The following is a 22,063-nucleotide window of genomic DNA, read 5'->3' on the forward strand; positions in this document are numbered from 1 at the left end:
TTAATAAAATTAATTCGCATCGAAAAAATATCAGTTTTTAATCCACTGATTCTGCAATAAAAAAACGCCGCAGGGCGCGGCGTTTCATGAATACGGCGAGAATTACTCGCCGATTTTAGCCCAGGTGTCACGCAGGCCAACGGTGCGGTTGAAGACCAGATGGCTTTCGGTGGCATAGCGGCTGTCGAGGCAGAAGTAACCTTCGCGCTCGAACTGGTATGCTTTACCCGCCTGCGCTTTCGACAGGCTCGGTTCCGCAAAACCTTGCTTAATGACCAGCGATTCCGGGTTCATTACCGCCAGGAAGTCATCCGCCGCGCCCGGGTTCGGTACGCTGAACAGACGATCGTAAAGGCGGATTTCAACCGGCAGCGCGTGCGCCGCGCTCACCCAGTGGATAACGCCTTTAACCTTGCGGCCATCGGCCGGGTCTTTGCTCAGGGTATCGGCATCGTAAGTACAGAAGATGGTAGTGATATTACCTTCTGCATCTTTCTCAACGCGCTCAGCTTTGATCACGTAGGCGTTGCGCAGACGCACTTCTTTACCCAGCACCAGACGCTTGTACTGTTTGTTGGCTTCTTCACGGAAGTCCGCGCGATCGATCCAGATCTCAGCGCTGAACGGAACCTCGCGGCTGCCCATTTCCGGCTTGTTCGGATGGTTCGGCATCGCCACCATTTCACTTGCGCCCTGCGGATAGTTTTCGATAACCAGTTTAACCGGATCGATCACCGCCATCGCGCGCGGGGCGTTTTCGTTCAGATCTTCACGAATGCACGACTCCAGCGACGCCATCTCAATGGTGTTGTCCTGCTTGGTCACGCCGATACGTTTGCAGAACTCGCGGATGGATTCAGCGGTATAACCACGACGGCGCAGACCGGAAATAGTCGGCATACGCGGGTCATCCCAGCCTTCAACGTGCTTCTCGGTCACCAGCTGATTCAGCTTACGCTTGGACATCACGGTGTATTCGAGATTCAGGCGCGAGAATTCATACTGACGCGGATGCACCGGAATACTGATGTTGTCGAGCACCCAGTCGTACAGACGACGGTTGTCCTGGAACTCCAGGGTACACAGCGAGTGGGTGATACCTTCCAGCGCATCGCTAATGCAGTGGGTGAAGTCGTACATCGGGTAGATGCACCACTTGTTGCCGGTCTGATGGTGTTCCGCAAATTTAATGCGATACAGCACCGGGTCACGCATCACGATGAACGGCGACGCCATGTCGATCTTGGCGCGCAGGCAGGCTTTGCCCTCTTCGAAGCCGCCGGTGCGCATTTTTTCGAACAGCGCGAGGTTCTCTTCCACGCTACGATCGCGGTATGGGCTGTTTTTACCCGGCTCTTTCAGAGTACCGCGGTATTCGCGGATCTCGTCGGCGGACAGCTCGTCAACGTAAGCCAAACCTTTGTTGATCAGTTCAACCGCATACTGATGCAGCTGATCGAAGTAATCAGAGGAGTAGCAGACATCGCCGGACCAGTGGAAACCTAACCACTGCACGTCGTTTTTAATCGACTCTACGTATTCGATATCTTCTTTAACCGGGTTGGTGTCATCGAAACGCAGATTACATTGACCTTGATAATCCTGGGCGATGCCGAAGTTCAGGCAAATGGATTTTGCATGGCCAATGTGCAGATAGCCGTTCGGTTCCGGCGGGAAGCGGGTATGAACGGTGGTGTGCTTACCGGTAGCCAGATCTTCATCGATGATCTGACGGATAAAGTTAGTCGGGCGGGCTTCTGCCTCACTCATCACGGGTTCCTCAAAGCGTAAACAACGTATAACGGCACATGATCTTACAAGCAGGACGCAGAGACAACTATTAGTTACGCAAAATACGTATCTGTTGTTGGATATGGGGGTATTTGCTGCAAAAAAAAGCGGCGCAGGTTTCGCTGCGCCGCTGAGGCAAAACTCAACTCAGGAGCCTTACTTGCCTTTAATCTCGAACAACGGCGTTTGGCCGGCGACAACGTTACCCGTTGCCTGAATCACCAGCGCGCTGTAATCATCGCTGTTGCTGCAGACGACCGGACTAATCATCGAGCGAGCGTTGGCGTTGAGGAACGCCAGATCCATTTCCAGAATCGGCTCGCCGGCTTTCACCTGTGCGCCCTCTTCAACCAGACGTTTAAAGCCTTTCCCTTCCAGCGCGACGGTATCGATGCCCATATGGACGACGATTTCCGCACCGTTATCGGTTTCCAGGCAGAACGCGTGGTTGGTGTTGAAGATTTTCACCACCGTACCGGCCGCCGGCGCGACAACGATGTTATCGGTCGGTTTCACCGCGACACCGTCACCGACGGCTTTGCTGGCGAAGGCTTCATCCGGTACCTGCTCAAGCGCCACCACTTCGCCGGTAATCGGGGAAACCAGCGCTTCGACGGTTTTAGCGTTGGCAACCGCCTGCGGTTTGGCCACAGGCGCGGCGGCTGGCGCGCTGTCAGTCGAGGCAGCCGCTGCGGCAACCGGGCCACGCGCCACCACTTTCTTCATCGCGTCGCCCACGGATTCCGCTTTCGCGCCAACGATGACCTGGATGGTCTGTTTGTTCAGTTTCACCACGCCGGAGGCGCCGAGACGTTTACAGGCGGCATCGTTGACTTTCGCCGAGTCGCCGACGGTCAGACGCAGACGGGTGATACAGGCATCAATAGCTTTCAGGTTATCGGTACCGCCTACGGCTGCGATGTAGTTGGTCGCCAGCTGAGTCAGACCTTCTTCGGTGTTGCTGTTAGCTTCTTCAGTCACGACGTCGTCGGTTTTATCTTCACGACCCGGCGTTTTCAGGTTGAACATGCGGATAACCGCGCTGAACAACAGGAAGTAAACGAAGAAGAACACCACGCCCATCACCAACAGCATCCAGACGTTTTTGCTGGCTGCCGGCAGGCTGTACATCAACACGTAGTCGATAGCGCCCGCGGAGAAGGAGAAGCCCGCATGGATACCCAGCGCCGTTGCGATGAACAGGCTGATACCGGTCAGGATTGCGTGCAGGAGGTACAGCAATGGCGCCAGGAACATGAACAGGAATTCCAGCGGCTCGGTCACACCGGTCAGGAACGCGGTGATGGCGACGGACAGCAGCATACCGCCGACCATCGGACGACGCTCTTTCGGCGCAGCCAGATACATCGCCAGCGCCGCGCCCGGCAGACCGAACATCATGATCGGGAAGAAGCCGGACATGAACATCCCCGCGGTGCCGTCACCGGCGTAGAAGCGGTTGATGTCGCCGTGGAAGACCGCGCCCGCGGCGTTGGTGAACTCGCCAATCTGGAACCAGGCAATGGTGTTCAGCACCTGATGCAGACCGGTTGGGATCAGCAGACGGTTGATGAAACCGAAGATACCGGAGCCCAGCGCGCCCGCAGAGACGATCCATTCGCCGCCCGCATGAATAGCGTGCTGTACCGGCGGCCAGACATAGCCGAAGATAGCAGCCAGCACCAGACAGAAGAAGCCGGTAGCGATCGGTACGAAGCGTTTGCCGCCGAAGAAGCTCAGGAAGTCTGGCAGTTTAATGCCGGCCCAGCGGTTATAAACAGCACCCGCGACCAGACCGGTAATGATACCCGCCAGCACGCCCATGTTAATTTCCGGGTTAATGGTGACCATCGCTTTGGTCATCACGAAATAACCTACCGCGCCGGCCAGCGCCGCAGAACCCGCGTTATCCTTGGACCAGCTTGATGCCACGCCGATGGCGAAGATCAACGCTAAGTTGTCAAAGATTGCCCCACCCGCTTGCGCGATGAAGGGTACGTTCAGCAGATCTGGTTGCCCGAATCGCAGCAGCAATGCCGCGACCGGCAGCACTGCGATAGGGAGCTGTAAAGCCCTACCCAGCCGCTGAAAGAAACCTAAAATATTCATCTTATTCCCCCTATGAGACCCCGATGAGGCTCATTTCAAAGCCACTTTTTTATTGTGTAACAAGGTCGGATTTATCACTTACCGGCAAAGTGTGTGAAAAATTAATTCGTATCGCAAATTAAACGGGTATTTTTTGTGACTATAATCACCAAATATCGTATTCACCCCTCCCTTTGACTGGCTAACATCGAAAACTTATTTTATCATTCAAAAAATCAACACGGATTGACCCCGGTCGGCGCAGTTGCTGCAATACTCTTCATAGTATGCTGGCGCCAATCCGCCAGGTTCTAATTTAACTATAGAGGTGAAGAATGAGACTGATCCCCCTGGTAACAGCTGAACAAGTAGGTAAATGGGCTGCCCGTCATATCGTTAACCGCATTAACGCGTTCAAACCGACCGCGGACCGTCCGTTCGTACTGGGTCTGCCTACCGGTGGTACGCCTCTTACCGCTTACAAAGCGCTGGTTGAAATGCATAAAGCAGGCCAGGTTAGCTTCAAGCACGTTGTTACCTTCAACATGGATGAGTATGTTGGCCTGCCGAAAGAGCATCCGGAAAGCTATCATAGCTTCATGCACCGCAATTTCTTTGACCATGTTGATATTCCAGCTGAAAATATCAACCTGCTGAATGGTAATGCGCCGGATATCGATGCAGAATGCCGTCGTTATGAAGAAAAAATTCGCTCCTACGGTAAAATCCACCTGTTCATGGGCGGCGTAGGTAACGATGGTCATATCGCGTTTAACGAACCGGCCTCTTCTCTGGCATCCCGTACCCGTATTAAAACCCTGACCCATGACACCCGCGTGGCCAACTCTCGTTTCTTCGATGGCGACGTGGATCTGGTGCCGAAATATGCGCTGACCGTGGGCGTGGGTACCCTGCTGGATGCGGAAGAAGTGATGATTCTGGTGCTGGGCCATCAGAAAGCGCTGGCGCTGCAGGCGGCGGTAGAAGGTAACGTCAACCACATGTGGACCATCACCTGTCTGCAGCTGCATCCGAAAGCGGTTGTGGTCTGCGACGAGCCGTCCACGATGGAACTGAAAGTGAAGACCCTGAAATATTTCAACGAATTAGAAGCTGAAAATATTAAAGGTCTGTAATGTAGTCCGTCCCGCGCCCTGGCGTGGGACCATCTTTTTCTTTGTATGCAACGCCAGAACAATGCGAGTTGAGCTGGTGGGGCGTATATACCGGGGGTCGTAATGTATGCATTAACCCAGGGCCGGGTTTACACCGGTCATGAAATTCTCGATGACCATGCGGTTGTTATCGCCAATGGCCGTATCGAACGTCTCTGTCCGCTGGCTGATTTGCCGTCTGAAATTGAGCAACGCTCGGTCAACGGCGCGATTATTGCCCCCGGTTTCATCGACGTCCAGCTGAACGGCTGCGGCGGCGTGCAGTTCAACGATAGTCCGGATGCGGTCACCGTCGAAACGCTGGAAATTATGCAGAAAGCGAACGAACGTTCCGGCTGCACCAACTTCCTGCCGACGCTGATTACTTCCAGCGATGATCTGATGAAGCAAGGCATCCGCGTGATGCGCGAATACCTGCAAAAACACCCCAACCAGGCGCTGGGTCTGCATCTGGAAGGACCGTGGCTGAATATCGTCAAGAAAGGCACCCATAACCCGGACTACGTGCGTAAACCGGACGCCGCGCTGGTTGATTTCCTGTGCGACAACGCCGACGTTATCACCAAAGTGACGCTGGCCCCTGAGCGCGTCGAGCCGGAAGTGATCCGTAAACTGGTCGCCGCCGGCATCGTGGTTTCGGCAGGCCACTCTAACGCTACGCTGAAAGAAGCGAAAATCGGTTTCCGCGCCGGTATCACTTTTGCGACGCACCTTTATAATGCCATGCCGTATATTACCGGCCGTGAACCGGGCCTGGCCGGCGCCATTTTCGACGAGCCGGATGTCTACTGCGGTATCATCGTTGACGGCATGCACGTCGACTACGCCAACGTGCGTAATGCGAAACGGCTGAAAGGCGATAAACTATGCCTGGTGACCGACGCCACCGCGCCGGCAGGGGCTAATATTGACCAGTTCATTTTTGCTGGTAAAACAATATACTACCGTAATGGTCTGTGCGTGGATGAAAACGGCACTCTCAGCGGTTCTTCGCTGACCATGATTGAAGGGGTACGTAACCTCGTTGAACATTGCGGCGTGGCGCTGGATGAAGTGTTGCGTATGGCGACGCTCTACCCGGCGCGCGCGATTGGCGTGGACAAGCAGCTCGGTAGCATTGCGCCGGGTATGGTCGCTAACCTGACCGCTTTCAGCCGCGATTATAAAATCATCAAGACCATCGTTAATGGTAACGAGGTCGTCACTGAGTAAGTAAAAGTATGACAGCAGGCGGACAAGCTCAAATTGGTAACGTCGATCTGGTAAAACAGCTGAACAGCGCGGCCGTCTATCGGCTGATTGACCAACATGGTCCCATCTCGCGCATTCAGATAGCGGAACAAAGTCAGCTTGCCCCTGCCAGCGTAACCAAAATTACGCGTCAGCTTATTGAGCGCGGCCTGATCAAAGAAGTCGATCAGCAGGCCTCCACCGGGGGGCGCCGCGCCATCTCTATCATCGCGGAAACCCGCAATTTCAACGCTATCGGCGTGCGGCTAGGCCGCTATGACGCCACCCTGACCCTTTATGATTTAAGCAGTAAAACGCTGGAAGAAGAGCACTTCCCGCTACCGGAGCGTACCCAGGAAACGCTCGAGCACGCGCTGCTGAATATCATCGCCACCTTTATTGAAAATTGTCAGCGCAAAATCCGCGAGCTTATCGCCATTTCGGTCATTTTGCCGGGGCTGGTCGACCCTGAAAGCGGCGTTATCCGCTATATGCCGCATATTCAGGTGGAGAACTGGGGGCTGGTCGAAGCGCTGGAAAAACGCTTTAACGTCACCTGTTTTGTCGGCCACGATATCCGCAGCCTGGCGCTGGCCGAGCACTATTTTGGCGCAAGCCAGGATTGCGAAGACTCTATTCTGGTGCGCGTACACCGCGGTACCGGCGCGGGCATTATTTCCAACGGGCGTATTTTTATCGGCCGTAACGGCAACGTTGGCGAAATTGGCCATATCCAGGTCGACCCGTTAGGCGAGCGCTGTCACTGCGGCAACTTCGGCTGTCTGGAAACCGTCGCCGCGAACGCCGCTATTGAGCACCGTGTCCGCCATCTGCTTGAGCAGGGCTATCAAAGCCGTATCACGCTTGATGACTGCAATATCAAAACTATCTGCAAAGCGGCAAATAAAGGCGATGCGCTGGCCTGCGAAGTGGTCGAATACGTTGGCCGTCATCTGGGCAAAACCATCGCCATCGCTATCAACCTGTTTAACCCGCAAAAAGTGGTGATTGCCGGTGAAATCGTCGAGGCGGAAAAGGTGCTGCTACCGGCCATTGAAAGCTGTATCAACGGCCAGGCGTTGAAAGCGTTTCGCCACAATCTGCCGGTGGTACGCTCGACGCTCGATCACCGCTCAGCCATCGGCGCCTTTGCGCTGGTCAAGCGCGCGATGCTCAACGGCATCCTGTTACAGCATTTGCTGGAAAGTTAATCCAGCTTTATAGTTTCGCCTTTCGTTAATGATGTTGGACTGTTCATGACCATTCAAAACGTAATTTGTGATATCGACGGCGTGCTGATGCACGATAACGTGGCTGTTCCCGGCGCCGCTGAATTTATCAAGCGCATCCTGGATAAAGGTATGCCGCTGGTGATGCTGACCAACTATCCTTCGCAAACCGGGCAGGACCTGGCCAACCGCTTCGCCACCGCCGGTATCGAAGTGCCGGATACCGCGTTCTACACTTCCGCCATGGCCACCGCCGATTTCCTGCGTCGCCAGGAAGGTAAGAAGGCCTACGTAGTTGGCGAAGGCGCGCTCATCCACGAACTGTATAAGGCTGGCTTCACCATCACCGACGTTAATCCTGATTTCGTCATCGTTGGCGAGACCCGCTCCTTTAACTGGGAAATGATGCATAAAGCGGCTTTCTTTGTCGCCAACGGCGCGCGCTTTATCGCCACCAACCCGGATACTCACGGCCGCGGCTACTACCCTGCTTGCGGCGCGCTCTGTGCGGGGATTGAAAAAATCTCCGGCCGGAAACCGTTTTATGTCGGTAAGCCAAGCCCGTGGATTATCCGTTCCGCGCTCAACAAAATGCAGGCCCACTCCGAGCAAACGGTGATCGTCGGCGATAACCTGCGTACCGATATCCTCGCCGGTTTCCAGGCGGGCCTTGAGACCATTCTGGTGCTCTCCGGAGTCTCCATGCTGGACGATATCGATAGCATGCCGTTCCGCCCGTCGTGGATTTATCCGTCGGTCGCCGAAATCGACGTTTTTTGAGCCGAAACCACGTCCCAGGACGTGGTTTTTTATTTATAGCGCTGCTAAAAATAGATTCATCTAATGAAAACGGCTTATTGCTAAACATTCATCAATAAAGCTGCGCTAAACATACGCATTTTTCAACATTCGACAATCAGTATTGCACTTTTTACTTTTCCGCCGGTAAATCTCTTGCGCCCCACTCTCCTTTACGGCATTTTCTTTAACACGCACTAAGACCTTGCAAGAGACGAGGTCTGCACAACATCACCACATGACAGGGTAACGGAGAAGGCTATGTGTTCTATTTTTGGCGTACTGGATATTAAAACTGACGCAGGCGAACTGCGTAAAAAGGCACTGGAACTTTCCCGCCTGATGCGCCACCGCGGACCGGACTGGTCCGGCGTTTATGCCAGCGATAAAGCGATTCTCGCCCACGAACGTCTGTCGATAGTCGACGTCAACGCCGGGGCCCAGCCGCTCTATAACCAACAAAAAACCCATGCCCTGGCGGTCAACGGTGAAATCTACAACCACCAGGCGCTGCGCGCCGAATATGGCGACCGCTACCAGTTCCAGACCGGTTCCGACTGTGAAGTGATCCTCGCGCTGTACCAGGAAAAAGGGCCGGAGTTCCTCGATGAACTGCAGGGAATGTTTGCCTTCGCGCTGTATGACAGCGAGAAAGACGCTTACCTGATTGGCCGCGACCATATCGGTATTATCCCGCTGTACATGGGCCATGATGAGCACGGCAACTTCTACGTCGCCTCCGAAATGAAAGCGCTGGTGCCGGTTTGCCGTACGATTAAAGAGTTCCCTGCAGGTAGCTACCTGTGGAGCCAGGATGGTGAAATTCGCCAGTACTATCAGCGCGACTGGTTCGACTACGACGCGGTAAAAGACAACGTCACGGATAAAAACGAACTGCGTCAGGCGCTGGAAGAGTCGGTGAAAAGCCACCTGATGTCCGATGTTCCTTACGGCGTGCTGCTTTCCGGCGGCCTGGACTCTTCGGTGATTTCGGCCATTACCAAAAAATACGCCGCACGCCGCGTTGAAGATCAGGAGCGCAGCGAAGCCTGGTGGCCGCAGCTGCACTCATTCGCGGTCGGCCTCGAAGGCTCCCCTGACCTCAAAGCGGCACAGGAAGTCGCAAACCACCTCGGCACCGTGCATCACGAAATTCACTTTACGGTGCAGGAAGGGCTGGATGCGATCCGCGATGTTATCTATCACATCGAAACGTATGACGTGACCACCATTCGCGCCTCGACGCCGATGTACCTGATGTCGCGTAAAATTAAAGCCATGGGCATCAAAATGGTGCTCTCCGGCGAAGGCTCCGATGAAGTATTCGGCGGGTATCTCTACTTCCACAAAGCGCCGAATGCCAAAGAACTGCATGAAGAAACGGTGCGTAAACTGCAGGCGCTGCACATGTTTGACTGCGCCCGCGCCAACAAAGCGATGTCCGCCTGGGGGGTAGAGGCCCGCGTACCGTTCCTTGATAAGAAATTCCTCGATGTGGCGATGCGCATCAACCCGCAGGATAAAATGTGCGGCAACGGCAAAATGGAAAAACATATTTTGCGCGAATGCTTTGAGTCCTATCTGCCGGCCAGCGTCGCCTGGCGCCAGAAAGAACAGTTCTCCGACGGCGTAGGCTATAGCTGGATTGATACGCTGAAAGAGGTGGCGGCAAAACAGATTAGCGACCAGCAGCTGGAGACGGCAAGCTTCCGCTTCCCGTACAACACGCCGACCTCTAAAGAAGGCTACCTGTACCGCGAAATCTTCGAAGAGCTGTTCCCGCTGCCAAGCGCGGCGGAATGCGTCCCCGGCGGCCCGTCCGTCGCCTGCTCTTCGGCGAAAGCCATCGAGTGGGATGAAGCGTTCAAAACCATGAACGATCCATCAGGACGCGCGGTCGGCGTCCACCAGTCGGCTTATAAGTAAGCCATTCTGGCGAATAACGGATCCTACGGGGTCCGTTTTTTTATGCCGAATTTGGCAAATAAAAACGATAAATAATCAATTCTTGCCGATTATTGCAGCATGCTGTTCGCAACCTAACCAAACAGTCACATTACGACGATTTTCCTTGAAAAAGTGGTTGACGCTCGCAGGCCCAATACGCATAATGCGCCCCGCAACGCCGATAAGGTAACGCGAAAAAAAGATGGCTACGTAGCTCAGCTGGTTAGAGCACATCACTCATAATGATGGGGTCACAGGTTCGAATCCCGTCGTAGCCACCATCTTTTTTTGCGGGAGTGGCGAAATTGGTAGACGCACCAGATTTAGGTTCTGGCGCCGCAAGGTGTGCGAGTTCAAGTCTCGCCTCCCGCACCATTCACTAAAAAGCGTTGCACGGATGGGGTATCGCCAAGCGGTAAGGCACCGGTTTTTGATACCGGCATTCCCTGGTTCGAATCCAGGTACCCCAGCCATATTTCTTCGATATTTGCGGTTAGCCGCGACGGTATTGGGGTATCGCCAAGCGGTAAGGCACCGGTTTTTGATACCGGCATTCCCTGGTTCGAATCCAGGTACCCCAGCCATCGAAGAAACAGCATGACAATTTGGCTACGTAGCTCAGCTGGTTAGAGCACATCACTCATAATGATGGGGTCACAGGTTCGAATCCCGTCGTAGCCACCATATTCAGGACTATCGGTTAACATCGGTAAATCCGTAAAAATTTGTTGGGGTATCGCCAAGCGGTAAGGCACCGGATTCTGATTCCGGCATTCCGAGGTTCGAATCCTCGTACCCCAGCCAAATTCAAAAGACGTTCCTCTGTGAACGCAACCTGTTGGGGTATCGCCAGGCTGTAAGGCCACCGGGCTGAGTCCGGCACACGAAACACCAGCAGACAATTGGGGTATCGCCAAGCGGTAAGGCACCGGATTCTGATTCCGGCATTCCGAGGTTCGAATCCTCGTACCCCAGCCACTTATTAGTAAAAAAGCTCACTTCGGTGAGCTTTTTTGCTTTCTGCTGATGGCTATTTCCCCGCCGGGGACTGCAAAACCTGCCCGCAGTCCCATGGGTATAGACTTACTACAATCCTAATGCATACTTCAATGCCTGGCGTTTCAATACTCCGGCACGTTCGGCTGCCATCAGGCCAATATTACGCAGCACGCGTACCGGCGCTAAATCGTTGCTGAAGCCCGCATAGAACAGATCCATGCCGGATTGCATAATAAAGTTATCCGCCCGGCGCCGCGCCTGATAGCGCTTCAGCACCGGCAAACTGGACCAGGCCTCACCGCGCCCGCGGGCTTCCGCCAAAATATCCAGCAGCGCGTCCACGTCGCGATAGCCAAGGTTGACCCCCTGCCCCGCCAACGGATGAATGGTATGCGCCGCATCCCCAACCAACGCCAGTCCCGGTTGCACGTACTGCAACGCATGACGGCGGGTTAACGGGAAGGCGCCGGCGCTCATTGGCGTCACGCTGCCCAGACGTTTTGGGAAATGCGCGGTAATTTCCTGCTGCAGTTGGGCCATCGACATCGCCTGCAGCTGGCGGATGCGCGCCGGGGTGTCGTACCACACCAGCGACGCCCAGTTATCAAATAGCGGCAGGAACGCGCGCGGCCCGCTGGGGGTAAACTGTTGCCAGGTACTATCGCCGGGATCGTCGGCGCACTGCACGCTAATTAACATACAGGATTGCTGATATTGCCACGCCTGCACGCCAATGCCGGCCAGCTCGCGCACCTGCGAATTCGCGCCGTCGGCGCCGATCGCCAGTTGCGCCGCGCAAACGCTCTCATCGCTCAGGCGCAGCGAAACGCCCTGCGGCTCACGATTAAGCTCGCTTAACGTCACGCCAACCCGCAAGGTCACCTGCGGATGGGCTTCGAGCGCCTGCCACAGCGCCAGCTGTAGCACGTTATTTTCCACCATATAGCCAAGCTCAGGCAGCTTCAGTTCGGCGGCATTAAAGTCAACGTGCGCGCTTTCCCACTCCCAGGTTTCAAGACGCCGATAAGCATGCGCGCGCATAGCGCGCACCGCCTCCCAGACGCCGAGGCTTTTGAGCAGGCCGACCGACGACGCGCTGATCGCCGAAATACGCACATCCGGCGCCGCAGCGGCATCAAAGGCCGGAGGCGCGTGTTTTTCTATCACCGCTACCGAAAACCCGTGTTGCGCCAGCCCCAGCGCCAGCGCGCCGCCGACCATTCCGCCGCCGACGATGGCGATATCTGTTGCATGAATTGTCATGGCAATTATCCTTAAAGCTGATTTCCTTAAGTTTACCGGATTTTTTGCGCCTTGCGGGGATCGTGGTCGCACTGGTCAGGTGGCAACCAAAGCATTACAATGCGTACCCTGCAAACGAATTCTAATTCTTAACTTATACCCGTCTTTATAATTGAGCATGAGCAAGTCGATGACAAAAAAACTCCATATTAAAACCTGGGGCTGTCAGATGAACGAATACGATTCATCCAAGATGGCCGATCTGCTGGATGCCACCCATGGGTATCAACTCACAGAAGTGGCCGAAGAAGCGGACGTGCTGCTGCTCAACACCTGCTCAATTCGCGAGAAGGCGCAGGAAAAAGTGTTCCATCAGCTTGGCCGCTGGAAACTGCTAAAAGAGAAAAAACCCGGAGTCATTATCGGCGTCGGCGGCTGTGTCGCCTCCCAGGAAGGCAAGCTGATTCGCCAGCGCGCCCATTACGTTGACATTATTTTTGGCCCGCAGACGCTGCACCGCCTGCCGGAGATGATCGACGCGGTGCGCAACAACCATAAACCGGTTATCGACGTGAGCTTCCCGGAAATCGAAAAATTCGATCGCCTGCCGGAACCGCGCGCCGAGGGGCCGACCGCCTTCGTTTCCATCATGGAAGGCTGCAACAAATATTGTACTTACTGCGTGGTGCCCTATACCCGCGGTGAAGAAGTGAGCCGTCCGTGCGACGATATTCTGTTTGAAATCGCCCAACTGGCGGCGCAAGGGGTGCGTGAAGTGAACCTGCTGGGGCAGAACGTTAACGCCTGGCGCGGTGAAAACTACGACGGCACGACCGGCAACTTTGCCGATCTGCTGCGTCTGGTCGCCGCCATCGACGGTATCGATCGTATTCGCTTCACCACCAGCCACCCGATTGAGTTCACTGACGATATCATCGAGGTCTATCGCGATACTCCTGAACTGGTGAGCTTCCTGCATTTACCGGTACAGGCCGGTTCCGATCGCGTACTGAACCTGATGGGCCGTACCCACACCGTGCTGGAATATAAAGCGATTATCCGCAAGCTGCGCGAAGCGCGCCCGGATATCCAGATTAGCTCCGATTTTATCGTCGGCTTCCCTGGCGAAACGACGGAAGACTTCGAAAAAACCATGAAGCTGATTGCCGAGGTTAACTTTGACGTCAGCTACAGCTTTATCTTCTCTGCCCGCCCGGGCACCCCGGCGGCGGATATGGTCGACGATGTCTCTGAAGCCGATAAAAAACAGCGCCTGTACATTCTGCAGGAGCGTATTAATCAGCAAGCGATGGCGTGGAGCCGCCGCATGCTCGGCACCACCCAGCGTATTCTGGTAGAAGGCACGTCGCGTAAGAGCCTGATGGAGCTCTCCGGGCGCACCGAGAACAACCGCGTGGTGAACTTCGAAGGCACGCCGGATATGGTCGGTAAATTCGTCGACGTGGAAATCGTCGATGTCTACACTAACTCATTACGCGGCAAAATCGTCCGCACCGAAGACGAGATGGGGCTACGCGTCGTGGAGTCGCCGGAGTCGGTCATTGCGCGTACGCGTAAAGAAAACGATCTGGGCGTCGGCATCTATCAGCCGTAATCCCCGCAGGCCTGTCGGTTCCGGCAGGCCTTGCATTTCCCCTCCTCGCCCCTATATCTACAGCAATGCTTGCGCCATATTCCCGTGACGTGAATAATTTCCTTATTGGCCGGATGACGAACGCCCTCCGGCAACACGCGTAATAAGAGGAACAGTTTGAACATAGAAACCCGTGAAATTACCCTGGAGCCAGCGGACAATACCCGCCTGTTAGCGCTGTGCGGCCCGTTTGACGACAACATCAAACAGCTGGAGCGCCGGTTGGGGATTGAGATCAACCGCCGCGACAATCATTTTAAACTGACCGGCCGCGCGATCTGCGTGCACGCCGCGGCCGATATTCTGACAAGCCTGTATGTCGATACCGCGCCAATGCGCGGCCAGATTCAGGATATTGAACCGGAACAAATCCATCTGGCTATTAAAGAAGCTCGGGTGCTCGAACAGAGCGCCGAGAGCGTGCCGGAATACGGTAAGGCCATCAATATCAAAACCAAACGCGGGGTTATCAAACCGCGTACGCCAAACCAGGCGCAGTACATCGCCAACATCCTCGACCACGACATTACCTTTGGCGTCGGGCCGGCGGGTACCGGTAAAACCTACCTCGCGGTTGCCGCGGCGGTCGATGCTCTGGAACGCCAGGAGATTCGGCGTATTCTGCTGACTCGTCCTGCGGTCGAAGCGGGCGAGAAGCTTGGCTTCCTGCCGGGCGACTTAAGCCAGAAGGTTGACCCCTATTTGCGCCCGCTGTATGACGCGCTGTTCGAGATGCTCGGCTTTGAGAAAGTCGAGAAGCTGATTGAGCGCAACGTGATTGAAGTCGCGCCGCTGGCCTATATGCGCGGGCGTACGCTGAATGACGCCTTTATCATTCTCGACGAAAGCCAGAACACCACCATCGAACAGATGAAGATGTTCCTGACCCGTATCGGCTTTAACTCGAAAGCGGTTATCACCGGCGACGTTACCCAGATTGACCTGCCGCGTAATACCAAATCAGGCCTGCGTCACGCCGTTGAAGTGCTGGCGGAAGTCGATGAAATCAGCTTCAACTTCTTCCACAGCGAAGATGTGGTTCGCCATCCGGTGGTCGCCCGCATCGTCAATGCCTATGAGGCATGGGAAGAAGCCGAACAAAAACGTAAAGCAGAACTGGCCGCCGAGCGCAAACGCGAAGCCCAGGAACAGGAGCAAAAATGAGTCAGGTGATTCTCGATTTACAGCTGGCCTGCGAAGACACCAGCGGTCTACCGGACGAAGCCCTCTTTCAACGCTGGGTGGATGCCGTCATCCCGCAATTCCAGGAAGAGTCAGAGTTAACGATTCGCCTGGTGGATGTCGCCGAAAGCCACGAGCTGAACCTGACCTATCGCGGCAAGGATAAGCCGACTAACGTCCTCTCCTTCCCTTTCGAAGCCCCGCCGGGCATTGAGATGCCGCTGCTCGGCGATCTGATCATCTGCCGCCAGGTGGTTGAACAGGAAGCCAAAGAGCAGGAAAAACCGCTGGAGGCCCACTGGGCGCACATGGTCGTGCACGGTAGCCTGCACCTGCTGGGCTACGATCATATCGAAGACGACGAAGCGGAAGAAATGGAAGGTCTCGAAACAGAGATAATGCTTGCTCTGGGCTATGAGGATCCGTACATTGCCGAGAAGATTGCTGAATAGTAACTTGCCGGATGACGGCGCGAGCGCCTTATCCGGCCTACATTCATGCGTATCGAAGGCCTGACAGGCGTAGCGCCATCAGGCTAAACATGCCGTACGACGCTGAGTTTACGCGCGACGAGCGACAATTAAATCAACACGAGAACCCATACGACGCCATGAGCGACGACAATTCACACAGTAGTGACACAGTAAACAGCAAAAAGGGATTTTTCTCCCTCTTACTCAGCCAACTTTTTCACGGTGAACCGAAAAACCGTGATGAATTATTGGCGCTGATCCGTGACTCCGGGCAGAACGAGCTTATCGATGAAGATACGCGCGACATGCTCGAAGGGGTAATGGATATCGCCGACCAGCGCGTCCGCGATATTATGATCCCGCGCTCGCAAATGATTACCCTGAAACGCAACCAGACGCTGGACGAGTGCCTCGATGTGATCATCGAATCCGCCCACTCGCGTTTCCCGGTCATTAGCGAAGATAAAGATCACATTGAAGGGATTCTGATGGCTAAGGATCTGCTGCCGTTTATGCGCAGCGACGCCGAAGCTTTCAGCATGGAAAAAGTGTTACGCCCGGCGGTTGTCGTGCCTGAAAGCAAGCGGGTTGACCGCATGCTGAAAGAGTTCCGCTCGCAACGTTATCATATGGCGATCGTCATCGACGAGTTCGGCGGCGTCTCCGGCCTGGTGACGATTGAAGACATCCTTGAGCTTATCGTCGGCGAAATCGAAGACGAGTATGACGAAGAGGAAGATATCGATTTCCGTCAGCTAAGCCGTCATACCTGGACGGTACGCGCGCTGGCATCGATTGAAGACTTCAATAAAGCCTACGGCACCCACTTCAGCGATGAAGAGGTCGATACCATCGGCGGGCTGGTGATGCAGGCCTTTGGTCATCTGCCGGCCCGCGGCGAGTCGATTGACATTGATGGTTACCAATTCAAGGTCGCAATGGCTGACAGCAGACGTATTATTCAGGTCCATGTAAAGCTTCCTGATGATGCGCCGCAGCCGAAGCTGGAAGACTAATTTAACGGGACGATTAACCTAAATGGTATTTGCCTCTTTACTTGAACGCCAGCGCGTACGTCTGCTGCTGGCGCTATTATTCGGAGCCAGCGGAACGCTGGCTTTTTCACCTTACGACTTCTGGCCGGCGGCCATCGTCTCGCTGTTTGGTCTGCAGGCGCTCACTCTTAACCGTCGCCCGCTACAGAGCGCCTGGATTGGCTACTTCTGGGGGCTTGGGCTATTCGGCACCGGTATTAACTGGGTTTACGTTAGCATCGCGCAGTTCGGCGGCATGCCGGGCCCGGTTAACGTTTTCCTCGTTGCCCTCCTGGCGGCCTATCTATCGCTGTATACCGGCCTTTTCGCCGGGCTCCTCGCGAAACTGTGGCCGAAAACCAACTGGATCCGTCTGGCCATCGCCGCGCCTGCGGTCTGGCAAATTACCGAATTTCTCCGCGGCTGGGTATTGACCGGTTTCCCGTGGCTGCAGTTCGGCTATAGCCAGATTGACGGCCCGCTAAAAGGTCTGGCGCCGGTGATGGGCGTTGAGGCGATAAACTTTCTGTTAATGGTGGTCAGCGGTCTGCTGGCGCTGGCTATTGTGCAACGCAGCTGGAAACCGCTGCTGATCGCCGCGGTGCTGTTTGCCCTGCCCTTCCCGCTGCGTTACATTCAGTGGTACCAGTTGCTGCCGGCACGCGCGACGGAAGTCTCGCTGGTGCAGGGCGATATCCCGCAGGCGATGAAATGGGATGAAAACCAGCTGGTTAATACCCTGAAAACCTACCTCGATCTCACCCAGCCGCATATGGGTAAATCGCAGCTGATTATCTGGCCGGAATCTGCGATCCCGGATCTGGAAATCAATCAGCAGCATTTCCTCAGCATGGTTGATGACCTGATGCGGGCCAAAAATAGCTCGCTGATTACCGGTATTGTCGATGCGCGGCTCAATAAACAAAACCGCTACGATACCTACAACACCATCATTACGCTGGGTAAAGATAATCCGTACAGCTACGACTCGACCAACCGCTACAACAAGAACCATCTGGTGCCGTTCGGCGAATTTGTGCCGCTGGAGTCGATTTTACGCCCGCTGGCGCCGTTCTTCGATTTGCCGATGTCCTCGTTCAGCCGCGGTCCTTACGTGCAGCCGCAGCTGGTGGCGCATAACCTGAAACTCACGGCGGCAATTTGCTACGAAATTATTCTCGGCGAACAGGTCCGCGATAATTTCCGCCCGGATACCGATTACCTGCTGACCATCTCCAACGATGCATGGTTTGGTAAATCGATCGGCCCGTGGCAGCACTTCCAGATGGCGCGGATGCGCGCGCTGGAGCTGGCGCGCCCGCTGCTGCGCAGCACCAACAACGGTATTACCGCCGTTATCGGCCCGCGTGGTGAAATTCAGGACATGATCCCGCAGTTTACCCGCGCGGTGTTGACCACTAAGGTCACGCCAACCACCGGCCTGACGCCGTATGCCCGTACCGGCAACTGGCCGCTGTGGGCGTTAACCGCCCTCTTCGGCTTTGCCGCGCTGGTGATGAGCCTGCGCCAGCGTCGTCGCTAACCTTCTCCGCCGGCCAACTCCCGGCGGCGTTTGTCGCCGGTGACTCTTCCCTGCTTTACGCTCCCTTGCGCCAATCTGGCACGCCCATTGCTTAATTTCCCCCTGTAGACGATTTTGACCGCGGTTGCACCGGGGTTGCACCGAAAGCGTTCGCACTTCGCGCCATGTTGGTGCAACAAACCATTTTTGCCCATAAATGGTGCGGAGTGCTTCGCAAAAATAAACAATAACGCATCAAAATCTTTACATTAAGCCAAACTAAATGCTAACAAGCTCATACAAATACTGCACTTTAAGATTGCAGACGATTCCCGAAAGCGCCGCCTTACGGCAGAGCTAACTGGAATAACAACACATACACACAATCACAATGGGTATCACTAGCGTCCCTGGCGTTAAGGATAAGGAGTTGGATATGCAATTACGTAAACTGGCCGCCGCAATGCTGGTCATGGGAGTGACCGCCGGTCTGGCGCACGCTGAAGATGCCGCCCCGGCCGCAGGTCAGAGCACGCTGGATAAAATCGCCAAAAACGGGGTGATCGTCGTCGGCCACCGCGAATCGTCCGTACCATTCTCCTACTACGATAACCAACAGAAAGTGGTGGGTTACTCTCAGGATTACTCCAACGCTATCGTTGAAGCCATCAAGAAAAAACTGAACAAACCCGATCTGCAGGTGAAGCTGATTCCGGTCACCTCGCAGAACCGTATCCCGCTGCTGCAGAACGGCACCTATGATTTCGAGTGCGGCTCCACCACCAACAACCTGGAGCGCCAGAAACAGGCCGCCTTCTCTGACACGATCTTCGTCGTCGGCACCCGTCTGCTGGTGAAAAAAGGCGGCCCGATTAAAGACTTCCCGGATCTGAAAGACAAAGCGGTGGTCGTCACCTCCGGTACCACCTCGGAAGTCCTGCTGCATAAGCTCAACGACGAGAAGAAAATGAACATGCGCATCATCAGCGCGAAAGATCACGGTGACTCCTTCCGTACTCTGGAAAGCGGCCGCGCGGTGGCCTTTATGATGGATGATGCCCTGCTGGCCGGCGAGCGCGCAAAAGCGAAGAAACCGGATAACTGGGAAATCGTCGGTACGCCGCAATCGAAAGAGGCCTATGGCTGCATGCTGCGTAAAGACGACGCGTCGTTCAAAACGCTGGTCGATGACACCGTCGCCCAGGCGCAGACCTCCGGCGAAGCGGCAAAATGGTTCGACACCTGGTTCAAGAACCCGATTCCGCCGAAAAATCTGAACCTGAACTTCGAACTGTCCGACGACATGAAGGCGCTGTTCAAATCACCGAATGATAAAGCTCTTAACTAATTAAAAAAACAGGGGCTCGACAAAGTAGCCCTCCCGATTGTTGCCTTCGCACGGACAGACTATACGGCGGCTGGTCGTTCCCCAGCCGCCGCGAATACCGAAACAAGCAGGGCAACAATCTTCGAGGGTAGCGCTGCTACCCTTTTTTTTCTGGAGTTTATTTATGTCAATAGACTGGAACTGGGGAATATTCCTGCAACCCGCCCCGTTCGGCAACACCACTTACTTAGGCTGGTTATGGAGCGGCTTTCAGGTTACCGTCGCACTGTCGATTAGCGCCTGGATTATCGCTTTCCTTGTCGGCTCGCTGTTCGGCATTCTGCGTACCGTCCCTAACCGCTGGTTAGCCGGGATTGGTACCTGTTACGTCGAACTGTTTCGTAACGTTCCACTGATCGTGCAGTTCTTTACCTGGTACCTTGTTATTCCGGAATTTCTGCCGGAAAACGTCGGTATGTGGTTTAAATCCGAGCTGGATCCCAATATTCAGTTCTTTGTCTCCTCAATGCTGTGCCTCGGGCTGTTTACCGCCGCCCGCGTCTGCGAGCAGGTTCGCGCCGCAATACAGTCCCTTCCTCGCGGGCAGAAAAATGCCGGCCTGGCGATGGGCCTGACCCTGCCGCAAACCTATCGCTACGTGCTGCTGCCGAACGCTTATCGCGTTATCGTGCCGCCGATGACCTCGGAAATGATGAACCTGGTAAAAAACTCGGCCATCGCTTCCACCATCGGCCTGGCGGATATGGCGGCGCAGGCCGGCAAGTTACTGGATTACTCTGCCCACGCCTGGGAATCGTTTACCGCGATCACCCTCGCCTATGTCTTCATCAACGCCGTCATTATGCTGGTGATGTACGTGGTTGAACGTAAAGTTCGTCTGCCGGGCAATATGGGAGGCAAATAATGTACGATTTTGACTGGAGTTCAATTGTTCCTTCCATGCCCTACCTGCTGGCAGGATTGGTCATTACGCTGAAAATCACCGTCACGGCGATTATTTTCGGTATCGTTTGGGGCACCATTCTGGCGGTGATGCGCCTGTCAAGCTTCCTGCCGCTGGCGTGGTTTGCCAAAACTTACGTTAACGTTTTCCGCTCGATTCCGCTGGTGATGGTGCTGCTGTGGTTCTATCTGATCGTTCCCGGATTCCTGCAAAACGTGCTGGGGCTGTCGCCGAAAACCGATATTCGCCTGATTTCGGCAATGGTGGCATTTTCGATGTTTGAAGCGGCCTACTATTCGGAAATTATTCGCGCCGGTATCCAGAGCATTTCCCGCGGTCAATCAAGCGCCGCGCTGGCGCTGGGAATGACCCACTGGCAATCGATGAAGCTGGTGATCCTGCCGCAGGCCTTCCGCGCGATGGTCCCGCTGCTATTAACCCAGGGGATTGTGCTGTTCCAGGATACCTCACTGGTGTATGTCCTGAGTCTGGCCGATTTCTTCCGTACCGCCTCTACTATTGGCGAGCGCGACGGAACCCAGGTGGAAATGATCCTGTTCGCAGGCGCCGTTTATTTTGTATTTAGTCTCAGCGCATCGCTGTTGGTCAGCTGGTTGAAGAAAAGGACTGTGTAATGATTACCCTGAAAAATATTTCAAAATGGTATGGTCACTTTCAGGTGCTGACCGATTGCTCCACCGAAGTGAAAAAAGGCGAAGTCGTCGTGGTCTGCGGGCCGTCTGGCTCCGGTAAATCGACGCTGATTAAAACCGTTAACGGCCTGGAGCCGGTCCAGCAAGGCGAAATTATCGTTGATGGCACCCAGGTTAACGATAAGAAAACCAATCTTGCTAAATTGCGTTCCCGCGTCGGCATGGTATTCCAGCACTTTGAACTGTTCCCGCATCTGTCGATCATCGACAATCTGACGCTGGCGCAAATTAAGGTTCTTAATCGCGATAAAGAATCTTCCCGTAAAAAGGGTCTCAAATTATTGGAGCGCGTGGGCCTGGCGGCTCATGCGGAAAAATATCCGGCGCAGCTCTCCGGCGGTCAGCAGCAGCGTGTCGCGATCGCCCGCGCGCTGTGTATGGATCCGATTGCGATGCTGTTCGATGAGCCGACCTCAGCGCTTGACCCGGAGATGATCAACGAAGTGCTGGATGTCATGGTCGAACTGGCTAACGAAGGCATGACCATGATGGTAGTGACGCACGAAATGGGCTTTGCCCGTAAAGTAGCCAACCGGGTCATCTTTATGGATGAAGGTAAAATTGTCGAAGATGTCGATAAAGAAGCCTTCTTCGCCAACCCGCAATCAGAACGCGCGAAAGATTTCCTCGCCAAAATCCTGCACTAAAATCCCAGCGCGCACCTCATGTGCGCGCCTTCTTTCCCCCTGCAATAT

17 protein-coding genes and 7 tRNA genes are annotated in these 22,063 nt (G+C 54.9%); 21 read left to right on the top strand and 3 right to left on the bottom strand.

Features of this window, described 5'->3' with window-relative positions; genetic code table 11:
• Nucleotides 1-102: 102 nt before the first annotated feature.
• Both glnS and nagE read right to left on the bottom strand, forming a co-directional pair.
• Nucleotides 103-1,770, bottom strand: a complete 1,668-nt coding sequence (glnS, locus tag ABLV78_RS18225; protein WP_045381516.1) for a glutamine--tRNA ligase — start codon at nt 1,768-1,770, stop codon at nt 103-105.
• Nucleotides 1,771-1,947: 177 nt separating this feature from the next.
• Entirely contained in the window at nt 1,948-3,900 is a 1,953-nt protein-coding gene (gene nagE, locus ABLV78_RS18230; RefSeq protein WP_047049264.1) for a PTS N-acetyl glucosamine transporter subunit IIABC, read from the bottom strand.
• A 314-nt stretch (nt 3,901-4,214) separates the two neighbouring features.
• On the opposite strand from nagE, the gene nagB reads away from it, so the two are divergent.
• The 12 genes from nagB to ABLV78_RS18290 all read left to right on the top strand — a co-directional run bounded on the left by nagB (nt 4,215) and on the right by ABLV78_RS18290 (nt 11,236).
• Entirely contained in the window at nt 4,215-5,015 is an 801-nt protein-coding gene (nagB, locus tag ABLV78_RS18235; RefSeq protein ID WP_015367707.1) for a glucosamine-6-phosphate deaminase, read from the top strand.
• 102 nt (nt 5,016-5,117) lie between these two features.
• A complete protein-coding gene (gene nagA / locus ABLV78_RS18240; protein ID WP_015367708.1) occupies nt 5,118-6,266 on the top strand; it encodes an N-acetylglucosamine-6-phosphate deacetylase in 1,149 nt (382 codons plus the stop codon).
• A gap of 8 nt (nt 6,267-6,274) precedes the next feature.
• Nucleotides 6,275-7,495 carry a DNA-binding transcriptional regulator NagC gene (nagC, locus tag ABLV78_RS18245; RefSeq protein ID WP_015367709.1) on the top strand — a complete coding sequence of 407 codons (1,221 nt, stop codon included), beginning with the start codon at nt 6,275-6,277 and terminating at the stop codon, nt 7,493-7,495.
• 45 nt (nt 7,496-7,540) lie between these two features.
• Nucleotides 7,541-8,293 carry an HAD-IIA family hydrolase gene (locus ABLV78_RS18250; RefSeq protein WP_047049267.1) on the top strand — a complete coding sequence of 251 codons (753 nt, stop codon included), beginning with the start codon at nt 7,541-7,543 and terminating at the stop codon, nt 8,291-8,293.
• 279 nt (nt 8,294-8,572) lie between these two features.
• Nucleotides 8,573-10,237: an asparagine synthase B gene (asnB, locus tag ABLV78_RS18255; protein WP_015367711.1), complete on the top strand. Its 1,665-nt coding sequence runs from the start codon at nt 8,573-8,575 to the stop codon at nt 10,235-10,237.
• Nucleotides 10,238-10,462: 225 nt separating this feature from the next.
• A tRNA-Met gene (locus ABLV78_RS18260) sits at nt 10,463-10,539 on the top strand.
• 9 nt (nt 10,540-10,548) lie between these two features.
• Nucleotides 10,549-10,633, top strand: a tRNA-Leu gene (locus ABLV78_RS18265).
• A 23-nt stretch (nt 10,634-10,656) separates the two neighbouring features.
• Nucleotides 10,657-10,731: transfer RNA gene (locus ABLV78_RS18270), tRNA-Gln, on the top strand.
• A gap of 36 nt (nt 10,732-10,767) precedes the next feature.
• Nucleotides 10,768-10,842: transfer RNA gene (locus ABLV78_RS18275), tRNA-Gln, on the top strand.
• Nucleotides 10,843-10,865: 23 nt separating this feature from the next.
• Nucleotides 10,866-10,942, top strand: a tRNA-Met gene (locus ABLV78_RS18280).
• Between the two features lie 45 nt (nt 10,943-10,987).
• A tRNA-Gln gene (locus ABLV78_RS18285) sits at nt 10,988-11,062 on the top strand.
• 99 nt (nt 11,063-11,161) lie between these two features.
• Nucleotides 11,162-11,236: transfer RNA gene (locus ABLV78_RS18290), tRNA-Gln, on the top strand.
• A 108-nt stretch (nt 11,237-11,344) separates the two neighbouring features.
• Here ABLV78_RS18290 and ubiF read toward each other — a convergent pair.
• A complete protein-coding gene (ubiF, locus tag ABLV78_RS18295; RefSeq protein ID WP_047049269.1) occupies nt 11,345-12,520 on the bottom strand; it encodes a 3-demethoxyubiquinol 3-hydroxylase in 1,176 nt (391 codons plus the stop codon).
• A gap of 169 nt (nt 12,521-12,689) precedes the next feature.
• Between ubiF and miaB the strand changes: the two genes are divergently transcribed.
• From miaB to ABLV78_RS18340, 9 genes are all read left to right on the top strand, one after another.
• Nucleotides 12,690-14,114, top strand: a complete 1,425-nt coding sequence (gene miaB / locus ABLV78_RS18300; protein WP_045381508.1) for a tRNA (N6-isopentenyl adenosine(37)-C2)-methylthiotransferase MiaB — start codon at nt 12,690-12,692, stop codon at nt 14,112-14,114.
• Nucleotides 14,115-14,270: 156 nt separating this feature from the next.
• Entirely contained in the window at nt 14,271-15,317 is a 1,047-nt protein-coding gene (locus ABLV78_RS18305) for a PhoH family protein (protein WP_045392978.1), read from the top strand.
• On the top strand, nt 15,314-15,787 hold the full coding sequence (ybeY, locus tag ABLV78_RS18310) for an rRNA maturation RNase YbeY (protein WP_042893289.1): 474 nt from the start codon (nt 15,314-15,316) through the stop codon (nt 15,785-15,787). The genes ABLV78_RS18305 and ybeY overlap by 4 nt, the downstream gene beginning before the upstream one ends.
• A gap of 158 nt (nt 15,788-15,945) precedes the next feature.
• On the top strand, nt 15,946-16,824 hold the full coding sequence (corC, locus tag ABLV78_RS18315; RefSeq protein WP_015704743.1) for a CNNM family magnesium/cobalt transport protein CorC: 879 nt from the start codon (nt 15,946-15,948) through the stop codon (nt 16,822-16,824).
• Nucleotides 16,825-16,846: 22 nt separating this feature from the next.
• Nucleotides 16,847-18,385 (top strand): apolipoprotein N-acyltransferase, encoded by a 1,539-nt coding sequence (gene lnt, locus ABLV78_RS18320; protein ID WP_047049272.1) that lies wholly within the window; start codon nt 16,847-16,849, stop codon nt 18,383-18,385.
• 415 nt (nt 18,386-18,800) lie between these two features.
• Nucleotides 18,801-19,712 (top strand): amino acid ABC transporter substrate-binding protein, encoded by a 912-nt coding sequence (locus tag ABLV78_RS18325; RefSeq protein ID WP_015367719.1) that lies wholly within the window; start codon nt 18,801-18,803, stop codon nt 19,710-19,712.
• 163 nt (nt 19,713-19,875) lie between these two features.
• On the top strand, nt 19,876-20,616 hold the full coding sequence (locus tag ABLV78_RS18330; protein WP_045392974.1) for an amino acid ABC transporter permease: 741 nt from the start codon (nt 19,876-19,878) through the stop codon (nt 20,614-20,616).
• Complete coding sequence (gene gltK / locus ABLV78_RS18335) at nt 20,616-21,290, top strand: glutamate/aspartate ABC transporter permease GltK (protein WP_045381494.1); 675 nt, start codon at nt 20,616-20,618, stop codon at nt 21,288-21,290. The genes ABLV78_RS18330 and gltK overlap by 1 nt, the downstream gene beginning before the upstream one ends.
• Nucleotides 21,290-22,015, top strand: coding sequence for an amino acid ABC transporter ATP-binding protein (locus ABLV78_RS18340; RefSeq protein WP_015367722.1), 726 nt, complete (start codon nt 21,290-21,292; stop codon nt 22,013-22,015). The genes gltK and ABLV78_RS18340 overlap by 1 nt, the downstream gene beginning before the upstream one ends.
• Nucleotides 22,016-22,063: the final 48 nt, after the last annotated feature.

This window comes from Klebsiella sp. CN_Kp075 (genome assembly GCF_040065055.2).
In the GTDB taxonomy this organism is placed as follows: Bacteria; Pseudomonadota; Gammaproteobacteria; order Enterobacterales; family Enterobacteriaceae; genus Klebsiella; species Klebsiella aerogenes.